The organism is Collinsella ureilytica, from assembly GCF_019795105.1.
Classification (GTDB): Bacteria; Actinomycetota; Coriobacteriia; order Coriobacteriales; family Coriobacteriaceae; genus Collinsella; species Collinsella ureilytica.
Genome location: NZ_JAIMFO010000004.1, coordinates 44,496 through 70,436 on the forward strand (window position 1 = coordinate 44,496; position 25,941 = coordinate 70,436).

Below are 25,941 nucleotides of genomic sequence, written 5' to 3' on the forward strand. Positions count from 1 at the left end.
GTATCGCCGATCAGCTAAAGATCGAACATGAGGCCAAGCGGCCGCTACTCAACTACAACGACTTCGCGATTCTTATAGAAGCCACAGTTTGAGCATACATGATGAGGAAGCTTAACCGCACCGCAGCGAGGGCAGAGGGAACGCGCGGGTGCGGAAATCTTCATATTGGCGGAGCGACGGGAATGCGTCTTCGCACGGCCCTTTTTTTGCTTAGGTACAGCCATGTTGACCTCTCTTTGAAACTACTCAGTTGCGGTTAGGCGCAGCGACCTATGGTAGCACTGAAAATCTCTCTGTCTAGAGAAAAAACAAGGCTTCCACATGCGCTGTAGCACACCGCCTTACAAAACCTCTGATTTATACCTCATCAAACTTCAGATTTTTTAGCACAGAGAAGGGATTTGAGTCGCTGTCTACATCCTCATCTTTTTGAGAACATGAACACGATTCCTCATTCAGGTTGGCACCACAAACAGGACAAAGCCCTTTGCAGTCCTCTTTACAAAGCACTACAAATGGTGTATCCATCACGATGGCATCCATGATAGCGTCGTACAGATCAATCCGGCGATGAGCAGGCAAAATCTCTGCATCTTCGTCTGTATCCTCTAGCTGCTCCTCGTGTGGTTGAGAGAAAAGATAGTACTCTTCGATCTCTCCAGAAATATCTTGATGCGCAGGCTCGAGACAGCGATCGCACTCACTCGTTGCGCTCGTACGCGCCATACCAGACACCAAGATGCCATCCCCGGCGTTCGTAAGCACCACGTCATAGGCAATGCCTGAGGGACAGGAGAATTCCTTTTCGCCCACCGTATATGAGGTTTGCTCAATGATTCCTGCAAGGGCTAAAGAATCGCCCGGATTCTCAAGTTTGCCGGAAAGATCAACGGGTACCCCGCGACGCTCCATGCTTACCAGGCACCATTCTGCTGCTGGCCAGCACCCTCATTCAGCTGCTGGCGGCACCTCGAAACCGTATTGGCAAGAGACTTTAAGTTTTCCTCAAGATGCGTAAAGACCTGCTCAGCATAGTCTTCTGCAGCGTAGCGAGTTTCACGCTCGTACTGATTTGCCCGATCTCGGATCTCATCTGCCTGCTGCTGAGCCAAACGAACAATCTCTTGCTCTCCTGCAATCGTTAAGGCCTGCTGCTGGGCATCTGCAATGATGGAATCGGCCTGAGCGGCGGCCGAAGCAAGCAGTTCATCGCGCTCCTTTAAGATGCGACGAGAGCGTTGCCACTCCTCGGGATAGCTCATCCTGACCTCTTCTAAGATATTAAAGAAGACATCAGTCTCGATGACCTTGAACTGCGCGGTCTTGCCGAAAGGCGGCCTGGATTCTTCGATGATGCTCTCCAGCTCATCGACCAAACTCTCAATCCTCTCGCCAGGAAGGTTCTCGCCCGGCATCCGGTCTCCTCTCAACGCATTTCCACTCAACTACCCATTCTACAGGATAGGCGGGAGCGAGACCACAGAGGCCTCAGATGCGACGATATCTCCCCTTCCGGCGCATAGTGTTCATTGCACGATCGCAGCCGTGCCAAACAACACGATAGGCAAAGCAACTTAGGCATGGTTCTACAGGATATGCGAGCTCACGTCGACGCTGCCGCTATAAGCAAAGCTGCGCGAAGCGGATCTCATTGAATCATGTATTCGTCTCGCTTTTTTATGAAAATCTTTCGGTAAGCGCCCTGTCAACGCAAGGAGGAACAAACTCGGATACGTCTCCACCAAAGGCTGCAATCTGGCGCACTGCAGAAGAAGAGAGATAGCCAAATTCAGGGGCACTCATAATAAAAATTGATTCAAGATCTGGATCGAGCCGGTAATTGAGACCGGCTTGCTGCAGCTCATATTCAAAATCAGTCATTGCGCGCAAGCCCTTTACAACCGCTTTTGCTCCGCAGGCTCGTGCACAATCAACCAGCAATCCTGTAAACGGGATAACATCCACTCCTGCAAAGCTCGCGAGCGCCTCTTGCGCCAAGCGCACCCGTTCTTCTAAAGAAAAGACCGTGCCGCCACCGTTCTTATCAAGTGAGGCTGCAACGGCTACTACCACATGAGGAAACAAACGCCGCGCCCGACGGATAACATCAATATGGCCTAAGGTAATGGGATCAAAGGTTCCAGGAACCAAGACATGATCGATAACAGCAGCCACGCTATCCCCTCTCAACCGTAGACTCATGTGGCAGGGCGTGAGCATGATACCGAAAGACATCAACAGCAGTCGAGCCATACCGCTTCTCGCGAATACGCTCAAAGCCAACAACTTCTGCAGCTGCAGTAGCCATACCTCGCTCAACTAAGGCAAGAGCACCATCGACCAGAAGATCGTGTGCAGCCAACGCAGACAGTACGCGCACAACAGGCTCGGTTCCCAAGACATAGGGAGGATCCAACAGAACTAAATCATAAGCAGGGCTCGGGAGACTCCCGCGCTCTGCCGCTCCAGGAGCGTCTGTGGTAAGGATCGTATAACTGTTGCGATCAGCTCCTAAGCTCGTGAGATTCGCACGTATGAGTGCTGCAGAAGATCGATTGATATCACAAAATACGCACGAGGAAGCCCCTCGAGAGAGCATCTCAATACCCAAGGCACCCGAGCCTGCAAAAGCATCCAACACCCGTATGCCTTCAATGCCTGAAGGCAGAGCCGATGCAACAATAGATGCCATGGCTTCACGCACACGATCAGTTGTTGGGCGCACGACCTCTTTGCCCCGAGGTTCGCCAATCTTTCTGCCACGCCACAAGCCACCAACCACCCTCATGCGCCACCAGCCTCCTTCAATAAGGATCCAAAGCGCTCAAGCACCTCAATACGAAGCGGGAGCGTCTCCGGTGCGCTCAGATCCGGATTATCTTCTAGGATCTGTCTAGCATCATAATTTGCAGCCTCAATCAGATCTTGATCCTCTACCAAATCAACGAAGCGCAGACTCACGCCACCGCTTTGACGGTAGCCAAGAATCTCCCCTTCATGGCGAAGGCGCAAATCAATTTCTGCGAGCTCAAATCCATCGGTAATGCGCTCAAGTGAGCTCAGGCGCTGATACGCCGGGGTTTGCTTATCGGCCGCACTCGAAATAATGAAGCACACCCCTGGCGCAGAGCCTCTTCCGATTCTGCCACGTAGCTGATGCAAGGTCGCAAGGCCAAAGCGCTCGCCATTTTCAATCAGCATAACGGTGGCCTCAGGCACATCAACACCAACCTCAACAACGGTTGTGGCTACCAAAATATCTGTAACGCCCCGACGGAACTGATCAATCGCCTGATCTTTTTCAGCTGCAGACATACGTCCATGCAACAGCCCCACGTGAGCCTGAGGGAAGATCTGAGCGATCCGTTCCACCTCAGCAGTAGCTGCCACCAATGCCGAAGCAGCACCATCCTCTGTGTTCTCACCAGGCGCAAAACCATCGTCGAGCTGAGTGGCATCCTCACCCGGAGCAACCAGAGGGCAGATGATATACGCGCGCTGCTTTTTAGCAATCGCGTCGCGTATCGCGCCATAGGCAAGATCGCGGTTGGAGGGATCAAGAATATGCGTAGCAACGCCCGCTCCGGCACAAGGACGCTTACGAATTCGGCTCACATCAACATCGCCATAGAGCGCCAAGGCTAAGGTTCTAGGAATCGGTGTTGCGCTCATCACCAGCAAGTCGGCACCTGGTCCTTTGGCGCGCAGAGCCGCACGCTGGCCAACTCCAAAACGATGCTGCTCGTCGATAACAACCAAGCCAAGATCAGAAAAAACAACATCTTCTGACAAGACGGCATGCGTGCCCACGAGCACATCAAGTGTGCCTGCTGCAAGATCGCAGAGGATCTCCGAGCGCTCTTGAGCCGGTGTTGCGCCGGTTAGAAGCGCCCAAGAAATGTTTGCGCGATCAAGCAAAGGACCGGTGCCAATCGCGTATTGCTGCGCTAAAACTGACGTGGGAGCCATCACGCAGGCTTGCGCCTGTCCATCTTTTGCAGCTCCTAAGGCCAGGGTGGCAACTGCGGTCTTTCCTGTTCCTACATCGCCGAGCAACAAGCGACTCATCGCATGATGAGTGTCTGCCATATCATGCAAAATATCGGCAACGGCACCTTCTTGTTCATAGGTTAGCTCAAAGGGAAGAGCTCTGCGCAGAGCTTGGACAGCCTCGCCAGCCCGGTGCGAACGAACAGCCGGATCAACAAACTCGATCTCGTTTTTCATACGCAGCCCGAGCTGTAAATACAAGACCTCTTCATAGGCCAAACGACGCCGCGCCTGCTCGGCTGAGTTGAGACTCTGCGGAAAATGAATTGCCCGAAGCGCCTGCGCCCGGCTCATGAGCTGATGTGATGCTCGATACACAGCAGGCATCGGATCAAAGATCCCCACCGCATCTGCCAGTGCTTCTGACATAATGCGACGCATCCATGCAACAGAAATGCCCTCGCCCACCGGATGAATTGGCACCATATGATTGGTGTGCTCATCATCGCTTACGCGTTCAAAAATCGGACTCTTCATCTGTTTAAAGCCATAGGCAAACTCAAGTTTGCCCATGAGCGCTAAACGATTACCGGACTTTATCTGACGCGACAGCCAGGGCTGCTTGAAAAAGACAGCTTTCATAACACCTGTCTCATCAAACAGAGAAACTTCAGTTACCACCATGCGTGGTCGTGGACGGCGCTCGATTACGCGATCCACCTCCGCCACAATACTCACGACCGAGGCCAAGGGTGCCGCCTCAATGGTGGTAGTAGCAGAAAAATCAAGATAGCGCCGAGGAATATGGTAGAGCAGATCTCGTACCTGATTAAGCCCGAGGCGCTCTAAGGCCCGAGCACGCGAACCCGATACATAGCGCAAACGGCTCACGTCAGTCTCCAAATATCTGGAGCACGCAAGCCGTCTTGCTACACTTGGCAACATAAAACCTGCAGCCATGAGCTCCTACTCGATCGAGAAAATCACCGGATATAAAGGCTGCTCTCCTCTATGCGCATCAATCTCAAGATCAGGATATGCCTCTTGAATCGCATCAAGGATGTGCTGGAACGCCTCATCATCGAGGTCTTCACCAGCAAGGATGGTAAGCGTATCCCCTTCCTCCTCATCTTGGAGGCGAGCGATGCAGGCCAGCGTTACCTCTGCCACATCACTACCAACGACATCGATGGAGCCGGTCAAAATACCCATGACGTCCCCATCATGGATCGGAGTTCCATCGCTTGCCGTACTATCGCGAACGGCACGCGTTACCTCGCCGTCGCGCACGTGAGCGAGCGCCTCGGTCATAGCCTCGACCACCTCATCAAAAGGTGTATCGGGAAGTGCTGCAAACAAGGCAGAGAATGCCTGAGGGACCGTCTTAGCAGGAACCACTGCCACTTGCTTATCGTGGCAAGCCTCTGCCGCAGCCTCTGCAGCCATACGGATATTGCTGTTATTTGGAAGGATGATAACTGCCTCAGCATGCACCTGAGAAACAGCCTCGAGCAAATCTGCCGTAGAGGGGTTCATGGTCTGACCACCACTCACCACAACATCAACGCCCAAGGAGGTCAAAATCTCGGCCTCTCCAGAGCCAGCTGCCACAGCAACAAAGCCTAAGGGCTTCATGGGAACCTCTGAGGCTTCGTCCTGATCAGCGTGGATCTTAGCGGTGCGCTCATGAGACTCCATATCCATATTGTGAATGAAGACCTCATAGACCTGACCGAGCTCAAGCATGTGCTCAAGCACCAAATGGGGCGTATTAGAATGTACGTGAATCTTATAGTCAGGATAAGCACCGACGAGCAGCTCGCAGTCTCCCATACTTCCTAAGAATGAAATGACCGCCTCTTCATCGAAGGGAGCATCAGCACGGAAGAGAAACTCGTTACAATACCGAAACTCCGAGCCCTCCCAATCATCATTTGCCTCAATCTCAACACGACCCAAGGCAACCTCACGAGCTCCCTCGGTTGTTGTATCAAAGGTGGTCTTAAACTCAGCCGGTGCTGCCGTGCGACCAAGCGCCGCAGCGCAGAAATGCTCAAGAAAGACAGCGAAGCCAAAGGCACCAGAATCAACCACACCATTTTCTTTCAAAACGGGCAAGAGATCTGGAGTACGAGCGACTGACTCATATGCCTCAACCACAATGGCATCTAAGGTCTCTGCCACCGTAAGCCGACGACGATCACACTCATCAGCCTTTGTAGAAACATCGCGCAAGACTGTGAGAATTGTTCCTTCAACGGGCTTGCGAACCGCATGGAAGGTAACCTTTACCGATCGACGAAGAGCGCGGGCAATATCAGCTGAGCTCACCGGCCCTTCAACCTCGGTAAGACCCTCGGCTGCACCACGAAGAATTTGAGAGGTAATGACTCCTGAGTTACCTCGTGCTCCCATGAGTGATCCGTGTGTAATAGCTCCGGCAACAGCTTCCATATCTGCATCGGCATCAAGCTGAGCAAGCTCTTTTACCACGGATGACAAGGTGAGCGACATATTGGTTCCCGTATCGCCATCGGGTACGGGAAATACATTGAGCTTATTAATCTCTTCGGCGCGCTCGGCAACAGCTCCGGCAGCCACGGGAAAACTAGTTCGTACGGTCTTTGCGATCATGGGCGGTGCAACTCCAAGCAGTGCGTAAGGCGCCTTATGCGCGGGATTTCATAGCATCAATATGGATAGAGATCTTGAGCTTTTCAGGATCCACCTGAGCAATCTCTGAGAGCGTAAAGGTAACTGAGCTTGCAAGATTCTCGCTCACAGAGCGCATATTAACCCCGCTCTCAATCACTACATGAAGGTCGACCGTCAGCATATCGTCTGCGGTGGATACAACGACCCCCTTGCGAAGACGCTGTGCAGACAGGACACGAACACTCTCGGCTCCCTGGAGCTGTTCGGCCATTCCTACAACCCCGTAGCAAGACAGGGCGGCATAACCTGCGAGATCGGCAATAACATCATTGGAAACGGACAGGGTACCGGCGATTTGCTGAGACACGGAGAATCTCCTTCCTTCGCGCACGGATGCCCCCGGCGCGGAGGCAGTCAGTCTTGTATTTTACAACGCAAAAGCCAAAAAGGCTCGGGAAAGCCCCACACCTCCATAGCTGACAGATGTCTCAGCTGAAATAATTCAACCGCAAAGAAGAAGCGCCTCTCAGGTGAGAGACGCTCCCAGCATCGCACATGAGCAAGAAGGTGCGAAAAGATTTATGAACGGGCAACCTTTTGAGCCTTGAGGCAGCTGGTGCAGACATTCATCTTACGGCGATGACCATCAATAACCACATTAACACGCTGGATATTCGGGCGGAACATCCGATTCGTGACACGGTGAGAGTGGCTGATAGAACGACCCGCAGAGGGGTGCTTACCGCAAATTGCGCAAACTTTAGACATAGGTTAAGACCTCCTAGGGGCGGCTCTGACTCTTTACCGCGTGAGCAAACGACTAGTGACTATACCATAAAAGTGCAGCTTGTACTCAATCTTCACACGGCAATTTCATACCTGTCCACGCCCGCACACTCGCACGCACGATCATATAAAAACGAGCGAGGCACACGACTGAACAGTACCTTCATCAAAGCTCACATGAGCACATATTTGATCACGTGCACAATGCACGCACCAGCATCGATACAAACTGAGGCTCTGCCTACACATAGACAGAGCCTCAGCGCGAACGATCAATCAGAGCTTACTGATAATCAAATACATCAATCCAGCTCATCAAGAACTCAGCGTCTTGATCCGGGCGCTTACGCGCAAGCTCAGAAGCAGCGATGATAGGCAGCCACTGACGAACAACCTGCATGGGCTCATCTGCCCGCTCGCAGAAAAGCTCAAGATAGGCATCGGCCTGTTGTGTATCGGTCAGCGCAAAGAGCAGATAGGTCATGGCTGCGTCAGCTGCAGGGGAGCCCTGGGTAGCGTGAGCCCAGTCACAGATAGCAAGCTCGCCATCTGCACCAACAATCACGTTCGTGGGGTTGAAGTCTCCATGGCAGACGCGGCGATGACGCTTCATGCCATCGAGGCGCTCAAGCAGGTTATAACGCTGCGTAGCATTGAGCGTGTCCAAACCATCAATCATACGCGCATACTTGTCGCGCTGACGCGGCAAAAGTGGACTCCGGTGGGTGTGAACGTCGATCTGTAGATCTACAAAGCGCTCGAGATACTCATAGAACTTGCTTGGATCTTCTTCCATCAGCTCAGCCAAGGTGCGTCCAGGAACCTTCTCGGTCAGAAGACCCCAACCGCCGCCTTGAACCTCAGAAACCTCAAGCACGCGCGGGCTTGCGATTCCACACTCATTAATACGGGCGAGATTTAATGCCTCGTTGAAAATGTCTGAAACGGGCTTCGTCTCATTGAACACCTTGGCAATCTGATCGCCCAGGTCATATACCTTCTTGTTACCGCGCTCAACAATGAGCGTCTTTGTGTCTGAAAGCTGCATATCCCTCGTGTCCTTTCTCACCGACCCAAAACTGGGTTTACGGGACGATTACGATCCTAGACTCCGTAGGACTGGGGCTCACGGCCATAGTAGGCATCGAGGAAGAGCTCCTTGATCTCAGAGATGAGCGGGTAGCGCGGGTTAGCGCCCGTGCACTGGTCATTAAAAGCCTGCTCACACATGTCATCCAAGGTCTCCAAGAAGTATTCCTCATCCACGCCATACTCAGCAATCGTGCGCTTGACGCCGATCGTATCTTTGAGCTCTTCCAGAGCAGTAATGAAGTTCTCAAATACCTCGGCATCATCTTTGCCACCGATGCCGCAGAAGCGTGCCATCTCAGCGTAGGCTGCCAGAGCATTTGGATAGGGGTACTGCGAGAAGGTTCCCATCTTAACCGGTGCCTCAGCAGCGTTATAGCGCATCACGCGGGTCAAGATGACAGCGTTTGCCAGACCGTGCGGGATATGGTGGAAGGCACCGAGCTTGTGAGCCATGGAGTGGTTGACTCCCAAGAAGGCGTTTGCAAACGCCATACCGGCCATGCAAGAGGCGTTATGCATGTTCTCACGAGCAACGGGATCGCCAGCACCGAACTCATAGGAGGCAGGCAGGTTCTCGAACACGAGCTTTGCAGCCTTCATAGACAAGCCACGGGTGTAGTCGCTCGCCATGATTGAGACATAGGACTCAATCGCGTGCGTCATAACGTCAATACCTGAAGCAGCGGTGAGGCCGCGCGGAGCAGTCATGGCATTATCAACATCAACAATGGCCATATTCGGCAGCAGTGCATAGTCTGCGAGCGGCCATTTAATGCCCGTGTCCTTATCGGTAATGATGGCAAACGGCGTTACCTCAGAACCAGTACCCGAAGAGGTTGGAATGGCTACAAAGTAGGCCTTCTCCCCCATCTTGGGGAAGGTAAAGACACGCTTGCGGATGTCCATGAAGTCCATGGCCATATCCTCAAAGTTAGCCTCTGGATGCTCATACATCATCCACATGATCTTACCGGCGTCCATAGCAGAGCCGCCACCGACAGCCAAGATGACATCAGGCTCGAAAAGACGCATCTGCTCAGCACCGCGACGAGCACACTGCAGTGAAGGATCAGGCTCGACATCATAGAAGCAATCATGTGCGATACCCATCTGGTCAAGTTTGGCCTCAATGGCACGGGTATTGCCATTCTTAAAGAGGAACTGGTCAGTCACAATAAAGGCGCGCTTCTTACCCATGACCGAGCCCAGCTCATCGAGGGCAACCGGCATGGAGCCCTTCTTGAAGTAGACCTTCTCAGGGGCGCGGAACCACAGCATGTTCTCGCGGCGAGCAGCCACGGTTTTGATGTTCAGCAAGTGCTTCACCCCAACGTTTTCGGAGACGGAGTTGCCGCCCCAAGAGCCGCAGCCCAGCGTGAGGGACGGAACCATACCAAAGTTGTACAGGTCGCCGATACCGCCCTGAGAAGAGGGGGTATTGATCACAATACGGCAGGCCTTCATAACATCTTGGAAACGCTCAATCTTTTCGGTATGAGCCGGGTTGACATACAAAGATGCGGTGTGACCCGGTCCTCCGGCAAGTACGAGGTGCTCAGCCTTTTGAACAGCCTCTTCATACGTAGCTGCGTGATACATTGCAAGCACCGGTGAGAGCTTCTCGTGGCTAAAGACCTCCTCGTTGGGATCGGTCGAGGTCACCTCAGCGATTAAGATCTTGGTCTTGGGGTTCACCTCAATACCGGCAAGCTCTGCAATCTTTGCTGCAGGCATACCGGGAATGCGATGATCAAGGGCACCATTTTTGAACATGGCCTCGCGAAGACCCTCAAGCTCAGCACCGGGCTTCACGAAATAGCAGCCACGACGCTCAAACTCAGCCTTCACTTCATCATAGATTGAATCAAGGGCGGTAACCGACTGCTCAGAGGCGCAAATCATGCCGTTGTCAAAGGTCTTAGAGTGAATGATTGAGTTCACAGCGACCTTGATATTGGCGGAGTCATCAATAACAACCGGGGTATTGCCAGCACCAACACCCAAGGCAGGCTTGCCGCTTGAGTAAGCTGCACGCACCATACCCGGGCCGCCCGTAGCAAGAATGATATCCACATCGCGCATCACGGTATTGGTGAGCTCAATGGAAGGCGTATCCACCCAACCAATGATCTCCTCAGGAGCTCCAGCAGCTACTGCAGCATCCAGGACAACCTTCGCAGCGGCAATGGTGCACCGAGCTGCTGCAGGATGCGGGGAGATGATAATGGCGTTTCGAGTCTTTAATGAGATGAGCGTCTTAAAGATTGCCGTAGACGTAGGGTTGGTCGTAGGAATGACCGCTCCTACGATACCGATCGGCTCGGCAACCTTGGTGATGCCCAAAGCCTCATCGTGCTCAATGACACCGCAGGTCTTCGTATTCTTATATGCGTTGTAGATGTACTCAGCGGCGTAGTGATTCTTGATCACCTTATCCTCAAGGATGCCACGACCCGTCTCCTCAACGGCCATGCGCGCCAAAGGAATACGCTGCTTGTTGGCAGCAAGTGCTGCCTCGTAGAAGATCTTGTCCACTTGCTCTTGGGTAAAGCTTGCGAACTCCTGCTGGGCTGCACGCATACGCTCGAGTTTTGCCTCGAGCACCTCAACCGTATCGACGATCTCGGGTGCGGCTGCCGCTTTCTTTCTCGCCATTCGGATCTCCTTCTGTCGCTTCGAAGGGCTACAACCTCAAGATAACTATACGAAGCAAAGATGAACGGTTGATAGATCTCGGTGAACGGTTTATATATTTTGAATCGTTTCAATATCATTTACGCAGGTAGAACCCTACCCCGTAAGAAATGAAAAGTGTGAAACCATATAAAGCACACATTAGAACAAGCACCTTGGGGCGTTTTTGAAGCAAAAAATGGCTGGTCATGGACATCAAATACAATTGAAACGCTTCACTTTATGTAGTCGACTCATTCATTTCTAAAGAGCCAGCAGATCAAGCGTCCTTCGTGACAGGTAATACGTGCCGCTCCCTCGATGATATTTGAGATGCCAATGTCTTCCAGCAGCCCGCAGGTACGCTGATGAAGCTCCCAGCGCATGCCTGTCTCTGTCACCGTATTAGTAAGCGCAAGCGGCATGAAGGAAAATGTCCGTCCTCGCATGTCTTCTGAAATCTCCCAGCACTCGCCTGCGCGCAGCATCCGGCCTTCAAAGCTGTCCTCTACAAGCTCAACAGAACCTTCCCATGAAGCCAGCTGCCCAATGACGCAGAGTGCATGATCTGGCCGACCCCCCACCAAACGACTCGCGCAAATCGTAGCGTTCGACCAGCGATGAGCAATGGCTCGCAGCGCGAGCGTTAGGTCGGAATAGTCTTTTGCTGTTGCGTAACGCTCGATTATCCAAGAGCCTCCGTCTCGCTCAACTCGCTCCAAAACAGCACTGGCCTCAGCGCTCACCGAGTCTGCATCTCCGCAAAAAAGATCAGGCTCAAGACCTGCATGCAAGATAGCGTCCAGCCCTCCATCAACTGCGACAATATGATCGGCATGTTTCGCTGCCTCAATAAGATCGGAACCACGAGCACCCTCAGGGGAGCCACCTACAAGCAAGATACGCACTACACTCTCTCCGTTCCAAGTTTGAGCCATCACACGGTTTCTGTTTCCAGAATAGGACAAGCCCTTTTTCGTTCTTTTGTCAAGAAGTAATCCCTGTGTAACGTCTAGCGTTATATTTCGACCGTCCCGGGTCTTGAGGCGACCGTTCACCGCGTAGCGTGATACATTCATGAGGGGGCTTTTGCTCGCAGCCATACAAATGGCAAATCTTTTCTCCGACGGCATAAACGCCGCAGGAATTAGATAAGAATGCAAGCTCTCACGTTCGTATCGAACCGGGGGATTGATGGGGTTGATACCGTGAACATCTCCGCACAGCAGCGTCTCGGCTCCGCACAGCAGCGTCTCGGCTCCGCACAGCAGCGCATTACCGACGACGATATCTACCTATTTCGCCAAGGAAGTTGGCAGCGTGCCTGGGAAAAGATGGGCGCTCACCAAGCAGTCATTGATGGTGAAGCAGGTTGGCTTTTCCGCGTATGGGCTCCAGATGTTCGATCTGTCTCAGTTGTTGGTGAGTTCAACGGCTGGAATGGTGACACCGCGCCCATGTCCCCCATTGCAGATAGCGGACTGTGGGAAGCCTTTGTTCCGGGAGCACAAGCAGGTCAGCTCTATAAGTATCTTATTGAAACCGATACTGGAAAGCTCCTGCACAAAGCTGACCCCTATGCATTTTACTCAGAGCAAGCACCTGGTACCGCCTCGGCATTGTGGTCGCTTGACGGTCACACCTGGAACGATCATGCCTGGATGCGCAAGCGCAAAAAAACGCAGCTCCTGAGTATGCCACTCAATATTTATGAGGTACATCTTGGCAGCTGGAAGCGGCATGGTAATGAGCCTCAGGGTGAGCCGCGAGCTGATGGTACCTGGCCAGGTCCGGGAGACCCTTTCCCCGCGCAACGCGGCACGTGCTATACCTATGAGGATCTCAGCCGTGAGCTGGTTGAATACGTAGTGGATATGGGCTATACCCATATTGAAATCATGCCAATTAGCGAACACCCCTTTGATGGTTCATGGGGCTATCAAACAACGGGCTATTTCTCTGCCACCTCCCGCTACGGTACCCCTCAGCAACTCATGGCCTTTATTGATGCCTGCCATGCTGCTGGCATCGGGGTCATCATGGACTGGGTACCCGGGCATTTCTGTGCAGATGAGCAGGGACTTTCATCATTTAATGGTCACATGCTCTATGAGCAAGGCATCCATCCCAACTGGGGTACTCACAAGGTCGATTTTGGCCGTGGTGAGGTAGTAAGCCTCCTGCTCTCCAATGCCTTGTTCTGGACTGAGCTGTTCCATCTTGACGGCATCCGTGTTGATGGTGTCTCAAGCATGCTCTATATGAACTTTGGTGTCGATAACCCGGCCGATAAGGTCTTTAACCACCTCGGCACGGAAGAAGACTTGGATGCCTCAGCCTTTTTGCGCCGCGTAAACTCAGCTATGGGGCGTGAGCACCCCGATGTGTTAATGATCGCAGAAGAGTCGACTGCCTGGCCGCTCGTTACCTATCCACCTGAGGATGGTGGCTTGGGCTTTCATCTTAAATGGGACATGGGTTGGATGAACGACACCCTTTCCTATATGCAGACTGACTTCCCTTGGCGCCCCGGCGCTCATGGCCTGCTCACCTTCTCCATCATGTATTCGTTCAACGAGAACTTTGTTTTGCCACTCTCCCACGATGAGGTGGTAAACGGAAAATGCTCCCTCATCCAGCGCATGCCGGGCGATCAATGGCGTCAGTTCGCGGGACTTCGCACCTTGGCGCTCTATCAGATGACTCACCCCGGAGCAAAGCTCAACTTTATGGGCAATGAGATTGGCCAATACATTGAGTGGCGCTATTACGAGTCAATCCAGTGGTTCTTGGCCGATGAGTTTCCCTTGCATCATGACCACCAAGTCTTTTGCCGCGAACTGAATCACCTCTACACGGCTCAGCGCGCGCTTTGGGAACGCTCCTACACACAAAACGGCTTTGAATGGATTAATGCTGATGACTCTGAAAAGTCAGTCATTAGCTATATCCGCAAAGGCGAGCGACCTCAAGACGACCTGCTTGTCATCATTAACTTCACGCCCGCCTATTACGAGCGCTTCCGGGTCGGTGTTCCCACACCTGGAAAATGGCGTCAGGTCTTCAATTCAGACGAAGAGCGCTATGGCGGCTCAGGCAAAACTAATTCACGACCGTGCGTAAGTGTTGAGGAGTCTTCAGACGGGCTTGAGCATTCAATTCTTCCCTGCTTGCCACCGCTTGCTGGTCTTGTCTTTCGTCGCGTACAACCCCGCGCCCAGGCAGGATCTGCTACTAAGACGAGCTCAAAGCGTCAAAGCGCAAGCCAGCGCGACCGGTCAGCACAATTATTGAAGGCTGCGAGCCCAGGCTCAAAAACCAACACGTCTCATTCTAAGGCTCAAAAGAGTACCGCTCATACGCGGACGGCGAGTTCAAAAGCAGCTACAGCGAGCGTAAAGAAATCTACGAGCACAAAGAAGGCTTCCGCTACACCCGCGAAACAAAGCCAAGACACAAAGACTTCTACAGCTGCTACCAAGCAGGCTGTGCGTACCAAAAAGACTGCATCAGCTCGACCCTCGTCAGCTGCACGCATAAAAAAGTCCACGCCAGCGCCCAGCCAATCTCGGCCCAAGCGCTCGAGCTAAGACTGAGCTTTTGTATCTATTCACCAGACGGGTCGCGAAAGCGCCCCCAGAGAGGAATCCATGACCACGATCTTTCAAGACAAAGAGCAGTTTATTGATGAGTACCGCCTCGTGGTAAAAGCCTTCACAGGCAAGAGCTTTGAGGAGGCTGGAGCAACTGATCGCTACCAAGCACTCGCTCGCCTCATCGCCGGACATGCTCGCGATATAGCTTCAGAGAGCTTTACCGAGAGCAGCCGCAAGCATAAGAAGCGCGTCTATTACTTCTCAATCGAGTTTTTGATTGGACGCTTGCTTGATAACTATCTGCTGAACTTTGGCATTCGCGATCTTGTAGCCGAGGCACTTGCCGACATGGGCGCTGACTTAGATGAGCTCTGCGAGCTCGAGCCTGATCCGGCTCTTGGAAATGGTGGATTGGGACGCCTCGCGGCATGTTTTCTAGATTCTATGGCACATGAAGGCATTGCGGGCTATGGCAATGGTATGCGCTATCGCTATGGCTTGTTCAAGCAAGAGATTGTAAATGGCCGCCAGCATGAGGTTGCCGACGAGTGGCTTTCCGGCGGATACCCCTGGGAAGTTCGTCGCCAAGATCGCGCTGTACGCATTGGATTTGGCGGACACGTTGTTACTCGCGAGAAAAATGGACGACAGGTCTATTCCGTTGAAGGGGCAAGTGAGGTACTTGCTGTTCCGTACGATATTCCTGTTGTAGGCTTTGGCGGTAAGACCGTTAATAAGCTGCGCGTGTGGAGCGCTGAGCCTGCAGAAGAGCATTTTGATCTTGAGACCTTTAACCATGGCGACTACGCCCGCGCCGATGCTGATCGAGCCAACGCTGAGGCAATTAGTGCCATTTTGTACCCCAATGACCAGGGTGAGCACGGACGTCTTTTGCGCCTGAAGCAGGAGTATCTCTTTGTTGCAGCCGGTATTTCGAGTCTCTTGCGTACCTATCGCGAGGAATATGGTTCTGATTGGGCACATCTGAGCGATCGTGTTGCAATTCACACCAACGATACCCATCCGGCAATGTGCGGCCCTGAGCTCATGCGCGTCCTGCTTGATGAGGAAGGCCTTGAGTGGGATGAAGCGTGGGAGATTGTCACAAAGACTGTCTCATTTACCAATCACACGATTTTGCCCGAAGCACTTGAGCGCTGGCCAATTGATACCTTTAGCCGACTGCTTCCTCGAATCTACCAAATCATTGAAGAGATCAACCGCCGCTGGGCTGAATCCTTTGATACCGCAGCCGAGGGCTGGCAAGAGCACTTCCGCAACACCGCAATTCTTTGGGATGGCGAGGTGCGTATGGCCAACCTGTCGGTCATCTGCAGCCATTCCATTAACGGTGTCGCAAAGCTTCATACCGAGATTTTGGAAAGCACGGTACTGCGCGATTTCTATGCGCTCACGCCTAAGAAATTCAATAATAAGACCAACGGCATCTCCCCAAGACGTTTCTTAGCTGAAGCAAATCCGGGCTATGCTTCCCTCATCAGCTCTGCCATCGGTACCGGCTGGCTCGATGATGCCTCAGAGCTTGAGCGCCTCCTCCCCTTTAAACAGGATGCAGCCTTCTTAGAAAAGGTTGGGGCTACCAAGCTTGAAAACAAGGCACGCCTCGCTCGCTACGTCAAGCGCGAGACCGGCCTCGTTATTGACCCGGCTTCAATTTTTGATGTTCAGGTTAAGCGCTTCCATGCCTATAAGCGCCAGCTCTTAAATGTTTTTAAGGTCATTGATCTGTATCAGCGCCTCACGACCGATCCTAACACGACGATTGAGCCAACCACCTTCATTTTCTCAGGCAAGGCTGCGTCGAGTTATACCTTCGCAAAGGAAGTTATTCGTCTCATCAACTCAGTTGCCGACGTGGTCAATAAGGATCCGCGTGTCAACGAGCTGATCAAGGTGTGCTTCATCCCCAATTTCCGTGTTTCAAATGCCCAGCTCATCTATCCTGCTGCTGAGATCTCTGAGCAGATCTCAACCGCTGGCAAAGAAGCCTCAGGCACATCAAACATGAAGCTCATGATGAATGGTGCATTAACCTTAGGCACCCTTGATGGAGCAAATATCGAGATTGTCGATCTTGCGGGTAGAGAAAACGAGGGCATCTTTGGCCTGACCAAGCCAGAAGTGCAAGAGCTCAAGGATAAGGGCAACTACCTTGCTTGGGATCTATTAAATGACGATCCTGAGCGTCTCGGCCGTGTCGTAGGCTCACTCACCGATGGCACCTTCTCTAAACTCTCTGGTGGATTTGAATCCATCCGTAATGAGGTCATGATCAATAACGATCCCGACCTGGTCTTACTCGACTTCCACTCCTATGTGGATGCTTTTGAAAAACTCAATCATGATTGGGCAAACCGCACGCTTTGGAACCGCCGCGCTCTGCATAACACGGCAATGTCTGGTTGGTTCTCAAGCGACCGAACTATCCGTGAATACCGCGACGAAATCTGGGGTGCATAAGGGCTGAGCGCTCGACTCCAGATCAGATCGCCTGAGTGAAAGGACGCGAACAACAGGAGGAACACCATTCGAAAAGGTACGAGAGAGGAAGGCTCCGATGAGCAGGAAAGAATGCATCGCCATGCTCCTCGCGGGAGGACAGGGCAGCAGACTGGGTGCACTGACCCAGAAAATCGCCAAACCCGCAGTGTCGTTTGGGGGCAAGTTCAGGATCATCGACTTTGCCTTATCAAACTGCACGAACTCAGGAATTGACACCGTTGGTGTCTTAACACAGTATCGCCCCTACCTGTTGCATTCCTATATTGGATCAGGTGAGGCATGGGATTTGGACTCGCGCGATGGCGGCGTTTCCATTCTCCCTCCCTATGCAACACAAGAGGGTGGCGCATGGTATGCAGGCACTGCCGATGCCATTACCCAAAACCTCGACTATATTAAGGGCTACTCCCCCGACTACGTGCTGATTCTCTCTGGAGATCACCTGTATCGCATGGACTATCGCAAGATGCTCGATGCCCATATTGCCCACGAGGCTGAGCTTACGGTCTCGGTTATGCCGGTGCCTTGGGAAGAAGCCAGCCGCTTCGGTATCCTCACCACCGACGATGACGATCGCATCGTTAAGTTTAGCGAGAAGCCCGAAAAGCCCGACTCCAACTTGGCCTCGATGGGAATCTATATCTTCTCAACCGATGCTTTAGTAGAGGCTCTTGAGGCAGATGCGGTGGATCAGCGCTCCAGCCATGACTTTGGAAATGACATCATTCCTAAGATGCTCGAGCAAGGAAAGCGCCTCTATACCTATGAGTTCCACGGCTTTTGGAAAGACGTCGGTACCATTGCAAGCTTCCACGAAACGTCAATGGATCTCTTAGGAGAGCACCCTGAGTTTGATCTGTTTGATCAGAACTTCCCCGTGCTGAGCAATATCACCATGCGGCCACCGCACTATATCGGTCCTGAGGCTCGCGTCAGTGACTGCCTCGTCTCCAATGGCTGCCGCGTATATGGCACCGCTATTCACTCGATTCTATCGACTGACGCCATTGTGGGTGAACGAGCAGTGGTTGAAGACTCCGTGCTCTTGCCCGGAGCCGTTGTAAAAGCAGGTGCTCGGGTGCGCCGGGCAATCTTGGGTGAAAACGCCGTTGTTGAGGAAAATGTACGGCTCGGGTCGGTAGACACCACAAAGGATACGGCCGTCGTTGGCAATGACGTCATCATCGGAAGGGGGAACGACCAATGATCAACAAAAATGCCATTGGCTATATCACCGCCAACTATGCATCGCGCGATCCTTCCGCCTTGGTCAGAAACCGTCCTATTGCGTCCATCCCATTCATGGGTCGTTATCGACTCATAGACTTCCCGCTCTCAAATATGATGAATGCCGGGATTAAAACGGTTGGCCTTGTTATGCCGGGTAACTGCAGGTCACTCATAGACCACGTGAGCTCGGGCAAAGACTGGATGCTCGACCGCAAAAAGGGTGGTCTGTTCCTAGTTCCTGGTAACCCCTTTGGTACCAGCAAGCTTGGTATGCGCTTCTTGCTCCGCGATCTTATTGCAAACGCTGAGCTCTTCTTGCGCTCACAGGCAAAATACGTGGTGATGATGGCCTCAAACATCATCTTCAACCTCGATCTCGATACGATTATTGATGCTCATCGTGACTCAGGTGCTGGCGTTACGATGGTCTATACCATGGCAGAGCGCAGCCAAACCGACGCTCAATCGCTCATCATTGGTGAGCGTGGACGCGTGCAGGCTATGAAGAGCGGCTGCTCGTATGGTGATGCCAAATTTATGGACTGCGCCATTATTGATCGAGAACTACTCCTCACGATCATTCGCGATTATGCCATGGCTGACTACCTTGACCTCTTTGAGGCAATTCGCTCTGACTTTGAGCGCATCGATGTGTGCAGCTATGAGTTTAAGGGGCTTGTGGTAGGCATCTTTAATGAGCGCACCTACTATGATCGCAGCATGGATCTCTTACGACCTGAGACCTATGACCGCCTCTTCTTACCTGAGCGTCCCATTATTACCAAGGCGCATGACGCGCCTCCGGCAAAATATGATGCAAGCAGCAACGCCCGTGATTCGCTCATCTCTGCAGGCTGCACGGTAAAGGGCATGGTGCGCGGGTCAATCCTTTCCCGTGGCGTTGTAGTAGAGCCAGGCGCTAAGGTGCTCAACAGCATCATCATGCCAAAATGCGTCATCGGTGCCGGGGCAACCGTTGAAAACGCCATCCTAGACAAGCACAATGTGGTTGCTGAGAACACCGAGCTTCGTGGCACCACCGATCATTTGCTCGTGGTTGGCAAGCAGAGCTTACGGATTTAGGCTCCACGCGCTCGATATGTACGGATTTCCGCCGTCCGGCTCGCCTCGCGACCGGGCGGCGGCCTTGAATATGAAAGGCTGATACAAGTTATGGCAGCAACTCACAGAAAACTCGGTGTGGTCTTTGCGTCCGCCGAAGCAGCTCCCTTTGTAAAAACGGGAGGCTTGGGCGATGTTGCAGGATCACTTCCTCATGCACTCGCCCGCGCTGGTGCCAATGTCATTGTTATGGTGCCAAAGTATGCAACGATTGATAGCTGGTGGCGCGATCAGATGGAGCATCTCTGCTCCTTTGCCGTACCGCTTGCTTGGCGAAGTGCCTACTGTGGACTTGAGCGCCTCGAATACAACGGAGTGACCTATCTCTTTGTAGATAACGAAGGCTATTTTGCTCGTGGTTACCCGTATGGCTTCTTTGATGATGGTGAGCGTTTTGCCTTCTTCTCAAAGGCAATTTGCGAGGCTTTGCAGCATCTTCCCGATGGCTTTACCTGTGATATTTTGCACTGCAACGACTGGCATACGGCCTTAGCACCCGTCTTTTTACGCGAGTTTTATCGCGATGTTCCCGGTATGCAGGACGTGAAAACGGTCTTTTCCATCCACAATATTGCCTTCCAGGGGCAATTCTCAGATAAGATTCTTGAGGACATCTTAGGGCTTGCCCACATCCCTGCTGCAGCTTCGCAACTGCGCTGTGATGCAGACTCAATTAACTATATGCTCGGTGCCCTCAATTACGTCGATGCCATTACCACCGTCTCCCCTACCTATGCAGAAGAAATTAAAACTGCTCCCTTTGGTGAGGGTCTTGACGGAGTGCTCCGCCGTAGAGGACCCATTTTGCAAGGCATTTTAAACGGCATTGACACGCAAGCTTTTAACCCGGCAACCGATACGGCCTTAGCCTCTCCGTTTTCGATCGATGATCTGTCTGGCAAGGCCATCTCTAAAGCTCGCCTACAAGAAGAACTTGGGCTTGAAGTGAGAGACGACCTGCCGCTCATGGCAATGGTTACTCGCCTGACTCGTCAAAAGGGTCTTGACCTGGTGCTCTATGCACTTGACCGCATCCTTGATGGCGGGGTACAGGTAGCTATTCTTGGCACGGGCGATGTGGACTATGAAAATGCGCTTCGCGCCTTTGAGGCTCGCCATCCTGGCCGCATGGCTGCCCGTATTCAGTTCGATCCGTCGCTCTCTCAGCGGATGTATGCAGGCTCTGATCTCTTCCTCATGCCCTCCCTCTTTGAGCCCTGCGGCCTCTCACAGCTCATTGCTATGCGCTATGGCTCTTTGCCTGTGGTGCGCGAGACTGGTGGTCTCAAAGATACGGTCACTCCTTATAACTACGAGACCGGCGAGGGCACGGGCTTTTCCTTTGCTAATTTCAACGGAGATGAGCTGGGGGATGCTGTCTTTCGTGGTGCACGCCTATTCTGGGATGATCGCGAAGCCTTTGTCCGCGTGATCAAACAGGCCATGAGCAAAGACTTTAGCTGGACAGAAAGCGCGAACCGCTATCTTGATCTGTATCGCTACCTCCGTCCGGAGATTCTACCTCCTGAGCCAGAGCCAGCCCCTGCGCGTGCTGATGAGAGCGATAAGGAGGACACATCTGCAGTACCAAGCGCTACAGATAATCGATCAAGCCATGCAGCATTAGCTGATGCGCAAGGTGGGGCATCCGAAGATACTGGCACGGTTGACGCTGTAGCAGAGCCTGCATCTGAGCTCGCAGACACAAAGGCTGCCGCTTCTGCACCAGCGGCTCCAGCGATTGAAGCGACACCAGCGCCTGAGCCTGAATCCAAGCAGACAGCTACAAAACAAGCGACCAAGAAGTCAGCAGCTCGCAAAGCCACTGCCACCCCAAAAAAGACAGCTAGCACAGCTAAAAAGAACGATGCGAAAAAGACCGCTCAGGGTGCGGAGAAATCATCTGCCACAAGGGCGCGCAAACCTGCTGCAAAGCAAAAAGTAACAGCAACAGATGCGCCTACAGACTCACCAGAGGCACCTGCAAAAGCAGCAGATGCAGCTGCTACCTCACCTGAGGTATCTCCAAAACCAACAAAGAGCACCACAAAGCGGGCAAGCTCAAAGACGACAGGACGCGCGACCGCTCAGAAAACGGCTGCGAAAACGAGCAGCGTAACAAAAAAGGCAACGACATCTAAGAAGGCCAGCGCCCCTGTTGAGCAGCCAGCAAAGACCGCAGAAAAGACTACCGCCTCGTCAACAAAGCAGAGCGCCACGTCAACGAAGCAAGCTGTCGCAACAAGCAAGCCTACCGCCGCCCCAGCAAAGAAGGCGAGTACCGGCGCTCGTGCCACAGCAAAAGCAAGCTCAGTTTCGAGTAAGAAAAAGGCACAGAGATCCTCGTCTAAAAAGAAGTAGGCTCTTGTTCTCACCCCGCTGAACCCATCTTCAGCATCTTACCTACGTAGCTTAAGAAAGCAGTGCAGCCCCGAGGAGGGGCTGCATGCGTTTGTTCCTATGGATGTCGTACGGGCAGCTCTACGACTACTTGTCCTTATGTGGACAATGCTCACAAGCAGATGCCGACGCAAGCTGTTTGGCATCCCCTGTTGTTGGTCCTCCTTGAGAGTCCGACGCAGCAGAGCTTTGTGGCACGTCCCGATGATCGGTATTGTAAAAACCACTTCCATTGAACGCGATACCGGTGGCGCTAAACTCTTTTTGAGCTACCGCATTACAGACGGGACAGTGAATCTCAGGTCGCTCCCCCATGCCATGCTCAACCTCAAATACCTCACCACATGCCGAACACCGGTAGTCATAGCGAGCCATAAGCCCACATCTCCTCATCTCTCAACCCGCACGTACCTGCGATTAGAACTCAGAACAACAGATCACGCCGCATCTCAGTCACTCACGCGACCGACACGGTCTTTGTGCGATCAGCGGCTTTCATGAGCTCAACAAAACCATCGCGAGCCTTGGCAATCTCGTCTTCAGATGCCTGCCATGACCAATTACCTTCTGCAACACCGGGATAGTTCATGCGCGCATCCTCGCCCAAGCCCAAGATGTCTTGCAGTGGGATCATAACCACTTCTGATTTTGACTCGAGCGCAGAGGCCATAATGGACTGAGCCAGCTCGCGCGCCTCATCGTTTTCGCTGCCTCCCGTAAACGAAGCTGCGCACCAACCTATGAGGGTTGCGGTGTCATGTGTTGAGGTGTAGATCATCTTATCGACCCGTGGCCGTACGCCACATCGCACGTCATAGTCTTCAAATTGAAGAACATCAAGCCCTAAAAAGCCGCAGCTTGAGCTTAAGGCACGCACACCCGGAGTTAAAAGACCAAGATCTTCAGCGATAAAGGGCAAAGGCCCCAAGGCTCGATGAGCAGCCCGGAACAGATCGACTCCAGGTCCTGCAAGCCAACGCCCTTGCTCGCAGGTACAACCAGCCGGAACACTAAAATAGCTATGGAAGCCTAAGAAATGATCGAGACGCACCACGTCATAGAGGTCGCATGCGCGCTCAAGGCGCTGGATCCACCAGGTATATCCATCCTCTTTCATATGATCCCAACGAAAGGTTGGATTTCCCCAAAGCTGACCATTAGGTGCCATATCATCTGCCGGAACGCCGGCAATCTCGGCAGGCTCACCCGTCTCCGTCAAATGAAACAGCTCCGGATGAGCCCAGGCATCCACTGAGTCTGCAGAAACATACATAGGAATATCGCCGATGAGAGCAATGCCACGCTCATGGGCATAGCGAGCGAGCTCATGCCAGGCCTGGTCAAAGCAGAACTGACCATAGGCTACAAAACGTGCCTCGTCTGCAAAGCGTCGATCATCCAAGAGCTCTGGCCGGTATGACCTCAACTGCTCTGGCCACGCTTGCCAAGGTTTACCCTTTTGTGCCTGCTTAATTGCAGTGTAGGCACAATATGGCTCAAGCCAAGCAGCTTGCTGAGCAACAAACTGATCAAATGCCGGGTCAGCCCCTCGAACAGAAAGCCCCCGGCCTTTCGCCTTCCTCCCCTTCCAGGTCTTATATGAACACCGAAGCTCGGCTTCGCCTCCGCTTACAAGCTCGATATTGCCAGCAAAGGCAGAAGGCCCTGCATACGGAGAATTAAACGCATCGGTTGGATTGACGGGCAATACCTGCCAGTATGAAAGACCCAGATCAGCAAGATGATCTACAAAGCGCCGAGCAGGCTCACCAAGCGTGCCAAAACCCTGCTCATTTGGGATCGAGGTAATATGGCAGACCGTTCCCACACCAGACGCCAAAGGCTTTTCGAGGCGGATCTTCTCATGGAAGTGAACGATCGCAGAGCCCATAGGTTCCAGGCTGAGATGCACAAGACCATCTTCTCCGATGACCACCTCACGTCCGCCCACCACCTCAGTTGCAGCAGGAGCCAAAGCCGGAATAGCAAGGTCGGCCGATGACGAGAGGGAGCGATTGATCAAAACCGTTGCGGCTTCTTTGTCACCAGAGCGCGTATAGGCCAAAACATCCTTATTGCCCGAGCTTATGGCGCGAATCGTTCCTGTTGTCATAAAAGGCAGAGCACGCCTGACCGCAGCAGCATTTTTGATAATCGTTTGCATATCGGTATCGTGAACATCTTTGAGATAGGGCAACGGACGACGATTGCCTGGGTCAGAAAGACCCTCGAGGCCAAACTCATCTCCATAATAAATTGAGGGAACGCCCGGAAACGTCATTTGAATGAGGCTTGCAAGCCAAAAGCGGGATTTTGCAAGACCCATGGAACCAGCGTCCAAGCGCCAGCGTCCACGCTCTTCTTCTGCCAAGGCTCCCTCATCAGGGCCTCCACCGAGAACCGAGGCAATGCGCGGGCGATCGTGGCTTCCCAGCAGATTCAGAGCACAAGACAAGGCCTCTGGCGGGTAATTTTCAGCGAGGGATTCAATGATCTCTGCTGCCTCGTCCGAGCCAATGCGACCAAGCAAGAAATCCAAAACCATCATTCTAAACGGATAATTCATTGCAGAGTCGAGCTCGTCGCCTAAAAGATAACGCCTTAACTGGCCATAACTCACCTTATTTGAAGCATCTTCCCAGACCTCACCTAAGATCAGAGCATCAGGACGCTCAGCTAAGGCAGCAGCCGTGATCTCTCTAATAAAGGAATCTGAAAGCTCATCGGCAACATCGAGACGCCATCCGCGTGCACCCGCTGCAAGCCAATGACGAACTACCCCATCTTTTCCAACAATAAGATCTTTGAAGCGCTTGGAAGACTCGTTTGTTGCTGGCATGTTTGAAATACCCCACCAGCAGTCGTAGGTTCCATCTTCGTGGAAGGTGTAAGCATCACGCCAGACGGATTTCTCGCTTTGCCAGGCACCGAGCCCAGGAAAATTGCCATAGCGATTGAAATAAACCGAATCATCGCCGGTATGGTTAAACACACCATCCAAAATGATCGAAATCCCGCGCTGGGCTGCCTCACGACAGAGGTCTGTAAAGTCTTTTTCATCGCCCAAGACAGGATCGATCTTCATATAGTCTGCCGTGTCATAGCGATGATTGCTCACAGCCTCAAAAATTGGATTGAGATAAATGACGGTCACACCAAGATCGCTCAGACGATCCAGATCCTCCTCAATACCTTTTAGAGACCCTCCATATAAGTCCCAACTCGCAATTGAGCCGTCTGGATTACGATCGTATACCGGTGGCTCATTCCAATCTTTCACAATATGCCTGCCCATGCCAGAGCGCGCGGGCGCGAGAGCAGCTTCGGTACGCTCAAGCCAGTCTGCATCACGGCGATACCGGTCAGGGAAAATCTGATACACGATGCCCTGTTCATACCAGCTCGGCCGGACTGCGCGGGGGCGATAGACCGTAATTTGAAAGGAGGGTGGATCGGCAGAGATGCTCATCTCGCCGACTCCTCCGGTCTTTCCAGGAGTTGCGCCAAGATAGACGGTTTCATGATCCGTCTCTGCAATAAAGGAGTACCAAACAATATTGGCCTCATCTAAGGGAACCTCAGCAGAGAAGAGACCAAGCTCTTCAGGGTCTTGACTCATGACAACGAGGCGCTCGCCATCTCCATCAACCCAAAGACGAAGCGTTACTCGAACCGACGATATATCAGCCTCGGAAACCTCAACAGCAATTGAAACAGACGTACCAGCTTCAACCGCACCGAACGGAGAGCGAAACCGAGACGAACGACTGTCATGGTAGATCTTCATGTGTAGAACAATCTCTCGAACGAAACAAACCTCGTAATCATACTTCAAGCCAGCTTATCGTGGCCGATTTCATCAATTCTTGAACCC

The 25,941-nt window shown here is 52.7% G+C and carries 19 protein-coding genes; 5 read left to right on the plus strand and 14 right to left on the minus strand.

Annotation, left to right across the window (positions count from 1 at the left end; translation table 11 throughout):
- Nucleotides 1–44: 44 nt before the first annotated feature.
- The 12 genes from rpmF to K6V98_RS00380 form a co-directional block, all read right to left on the minus strand.
- Nucleotides 45–224, minus strand: a complete 180-nt coding sequence (rpmF, locus tag K6V98_RS00325; RefSeq protein ID WP_222198544.1) for a 50S ribosomal protein L32 — start codon at nt 222–224, stop codon at nt 45–47.
- 133 nt (nt 225–357) lie between these two features.
- Nucleotides 358–912 carry a YceD family protein gene (locus K6V98_RS00330; RefSeq protein WP_222198545.1) on the minus strand — a complete coding sequence of 185 codons (555 nt, stop codon included), beginning with the start codon at nt 910–912 and terminating at the stop codon, nt 358–360.
- 2 nt (nt 913–914) lie between these two features.
- The gene (locus K6V98_RS00335; RefSeq protein WP_222198546.1) at nt 915–1,415 is read right to left on the minus strand and encodes an ATP synthase subunit B family protein; all 501 of its coding nucleotides are present in this window, start codon (nt 1,413–1,415) and stop codon (nt 915–917) included.
- Between the two features lie 262 nt (nt 1,416–1,677).
- Complete coding sequence (gene coaD, locus K6V98_RS00340) at nt 1,678–2,175, minus strand: pantetheine-phosphate adenylyltransferase (protein WP_371734487.1); 498 nt, start codon at nt 2,173–2,175, stop codon at nt 1,678–1,680.
- A 1-nt stretch (nt 2,176) separates the two neighbouring features.
- Nucleotides 2,177–2,788: a 16S rRNA (guanine(966)-N(2))-methyltransferase RsmD gene (gene rsmD / locus K6V98_RS00345; protein ID WP_222198548.1), complete on the minus strand. Its 612-nt coding sequence runs from the start codon at nt 2,786–2,788 to the stop codon at nt 2,177–2,179.
- The gene (gene recG, locus K6V98_RS00350; RefSeq protein WP_222198549.1) at nt 2,785–4,950 is read right to left on the minus strand and encodes an ATP-dependent DNA helicase RecG; all 2,166 of its coding nucleotides are present in this window, start codon (nt 4,948–4,950) and stop codon (nt 2,785–2,787) included. The genes rsmD and recG overlap by 4 nt, the downstream gene beginning before the upstream one ends.
- 6 nt (nt 4,951–4,956) lie before the next feature.
- Nucleotides 4,957–6,624, minus strand: a complete 1,668-nt coding sequence (locus K6V98_RS00355) for a DAK2 domain-containing protein (RefSeq protein WP_222198550.1) — start codon at nt 6,622–6,624, stop codon at nt 4,957–4,959.
- A gap of 34 nt (nt 6,625–6,658) precedes the next feature.
- Complete coding sequence (locus tag K6V98_RS00360) at nt 6,659–7,012, minus strand: Asp23/Gls24 family envelope stress response protein (protein ID WP_222198551.1); 354 nt, start codon at nt 7,010–7,012, stop codon at nt 6,659–6,661.
- A gap of 212 nt (nt 7,013–7,224) precedes the next feature.
- Nucleotides 7,225–7,413, minus strand: coding sequence for a 50S ribosomal protein L28 (gene rpmB / locus K6V98_RS00365; RefSeq protein WP_222198552.1), 189 nt, complete (start codon nt 7,411–7,413; stop codon nt 7,225–7,227).
- A 301-nt stretch (nt 7,414–7,714) separates the two neighbouring features.
- Nucleotides 7,715–8,479 (minus strand): phosphotransferase family protein, encoded by a 765-nt coding sequence (locus tag K6V98_RS00370; RefSeq protein WP_222198553.1) that lies wholly within the window; start codon nt 8,477–8,479, stop codon nt 7,715–7,717.
- A 56-nt stretch (nt 8,480–8,535) separates the two neighbouring features.
- Nucleotides 8,536–11,178, minus strand: coding sequence for a bifunctional acetaldehyde-CoA/alcohol dehydrogenase (gene adhE, locus K6V98_RS00375; protein WP_222198554.1), 2,643 nt, complete (start codon nt 11,176–11,178; stop codon nt 8,536–8,538).
- A gap of 272 nt (nt 11,179–11,450) precedes the next feature.
- Nucleotides 11,451–12,134, minus strand: a complete 684-nt coding sequence (locus K6V98_RS00380; protein WP_222198555.1) for a thiamine diphosphokinase — start codon at nt 12,132–12,134, stop codon at nt 11,451–11,453.
- A 219-nt stretch (nt 12,135–12,353) separates the two neighbouring features.
- On the opposite strand from K6V98_RS00380, the gene glgB reads away from it, so the two are divergent.
- The 5 genes from glgB (at nt 12,354) to glgA (ending at nt 22,028) form a co-directional block, all read left to right on the plus strand.
- On the plus strand, nt 12,354–14,786 hold the full coding sequence (glgB, locus tag K6V98_RS00385; RefSeq protein ID WP_222198556.1) for a 1,4-alpha-glucan branching protein GlgB: 2,433 nt from the start codon (nt 12,354–12,356) through the stop codon (nt 14,784–14,786).
- 60 nt (nt 14,787–14,846) lie between these two features.
- A complete protein-coding gene (locus K6V98_RS00390; RefSeq protein WP_222198557.1) occupies nt 14,847–17,273 on the plus strand; it encodes a glycogen/starch/alpha-glucan phosphorylase in 2,427 nt (808 codons plus the stop codon).
- A 97-nt stretch (nt 17,274–17,370) separates the two neighbouring features.
- Nucleotides 17,371–18,522: a glucose-1-phosphate adenylyltransferase gene (locus K6V98_RS00395; RefSeq protein ID WP_222198558.1), complete on the plus strand. Its 1,152-nt coding sequence runs from the start codon at nt 17,371–17,373 to the stop codon at nt 18,520–18,522.
- Nucleotides 18,519–19,628, plus strand: coding sequence for a glucose-1-phosphate adenylyltransferase subunit GlgD (glgD, locus tag K6V98_RS00400; protein ID WP_222198559.1), 1,110 nt, complete (start codon nt 18,519–18,521; stop codon nt 19,626–19,628). Before K6V98_RS00395 ends, glgD begins: the two co-directional genes overlap by 4 nt.
- Nucleotides 19,629–19,718: 90 nt before the next feature.
- Complete coding sequence (gene glgA, locus K6V98_RS00405) at nt 19,719–22,028, plus strand: glycogen synthase GlgA (protein WP_222198560.1); 2,310 nt, start codon at nt 19,719–19,721, stop codon at nt 22,026–22,028.
- 126 nt (nt 22,029–22,154) lie between these two features.
- Here glgA and K6V98_RS00410 read toward each other — a convergent pair whose 3' ends face one another.
- Both K6V98_RS00410 and K6V98_RS00415 read right to left on the minus strand, forming a co-directional pair.
- The gene (locus tag K6V98_RS00410) at nt 22,155–22,442 is read right to left on the minus strand and encodes an FmdB family zinc ribbon protein (RefSeq protein ID WP_222198561.1); all 288 of its coding nucleotides are present in this window, start codon (nt 22,440–22,442) and stop codon (nt 22,155–22,157) included.
- Nucleotides 22,443–22,524: 82 nt separating this feature from the next.
- Entirely contained in the window at nt 22,525–25,854 is a 3,330-nt protein-coding gene (locus K6V98_RS00415; protein ID WP_222198562.1) for a 4-alpha-glucanotransferase, read from the minus strand.
- Nucleotides 25,855–25,941 lie beyond the last annotated feature (87 nt).

What these genes read in the sequence shown, in the direction of transcription:
- glgD (WP_222198559.1), top strand. Translation starts at nt 18,519, where the DNA reads ATGATCAACAAAAATGCCATTGGCTATATCACCGCCAACTATGCATCG.
- K6V98_RS00335 (WP_222198546.1), bottom strand. Translation starts at nt 1,415, where the DNA reads ATGCCGGGCGAGAACCTTCCTGGCGAGAGGATTGAGAGTTTGGTCGAT.
- recG (WP_222198549.1), bottom strand. Translation starts at nt 4,950, where the DNA reads ATGGCTGCAGGTTTTATGTTGCCAAGTGTAGCAAGACGGCTTGCGTGC.
- K6V98_RS00370 (WP_222198553.1), bottom strand. Translation starts at nt 8,479, where the DNA reads ATGCAGCTTTCAGACACAAAGACGCTCATTGTTGAGCGCGGTAACAAG.
- K6V98_RS00355 (WP_222198550.1), bottom strand. Translation starts at nt 6,624, where the DNA reads ATGATCGCAAAGACCGTACGAACTAGTTTTCCCGTGGCTGCCGGAGCT.
- K6V98_RS00380 (WP_222198555.1), bottom strand. Translation starts at nt 12,134, where the DNA reads ATGGCTCAAACTTGGAACGGAGAGAGTGTAGTGCGTATCTTGCTTGTA.
- rpmB (WP_222198552.1), bottom strand. Translation starts at nt 7,413, where the DNA reads ATGTCTAAAGTTTGCGCAATTTGCGGTAAGCACCCCTCTGCGGGTCGT.
- glgB (WP_222198556.1), top strand. Translation starts at nt 12,354, where the DNA reads ATGCAAGCTCTCACGTTCGTATCGAACCGGGGGATTGATGGGGTTGAT.
- K6V98_RS00330 (WP_222198545.1), bottom strand. Translation starts at nt 912, where the DNA reads ATGGAGCGTCGCGGGGTACCCGTTGATCTTTCCGGCAAACTTGAGAAT.
- glgA (WP_222198560.1), top strand. Translation starts at nt 19,719, where the DNA reads ATGGCAGCAACTCACAGAAAACTCGGTGTGGTCTTTGCGTCCGCCGAA.
- K6V98_RS00390 (WP_222198557.1), top strand. Translation starts at nt 14,847, where the DNA reads ATGACCACGATCTTTCAAGACAAAGAGCAGTTTATTGATGAGTACCGC.
- K6V98_RS00415 (WP_222198562.1), bottom strand. Translation starts at nt 25,854, where the DNA reads ATGAAGATCTACCATGACAGTCGTTCGTCTCGGTTTCGCTCTCCGTTC.
- adhE (WP_222198554.1), bottom strand. Translation starts at nt 11,178, where the DNA reads ATGGCGAGAAAGAAAGCGGCAGCCGCACCCGAGATCGTCGATACGGTT.
- K6V98_RS00410 (WP_222198561.1), bottom strand. Translation starts at nt 22,442, where the DNA reads ATGGCTCGCTATGACTACCGGTGTTCGGCATGTGGTGAGGTATTTGAG.
- rsmD (WP_222198548.1), bottom strand. Translation starts at nt 2,788, where the DNA reads ATGAGGGTGGTTGGTGGCTTGTGGCGTGGCAGAAAGATTGGCGAACCT.
- K6V98_RS00395 (WP_222198558.1), top strand. Translation starts at nt 17,371, where the DNA reads ATGAGCAGGAAAGAATGCATCGCCATGCTCCTCGCGGGAGGACAGGGC.
- rpmF (WP_222198544.1), bottom strand. Translation starts at nt 224, where the DNA reads ATGGCTGTACCTAAGCAAAAAAAGGGCCGTGCGAAGACGCATTCCCGT.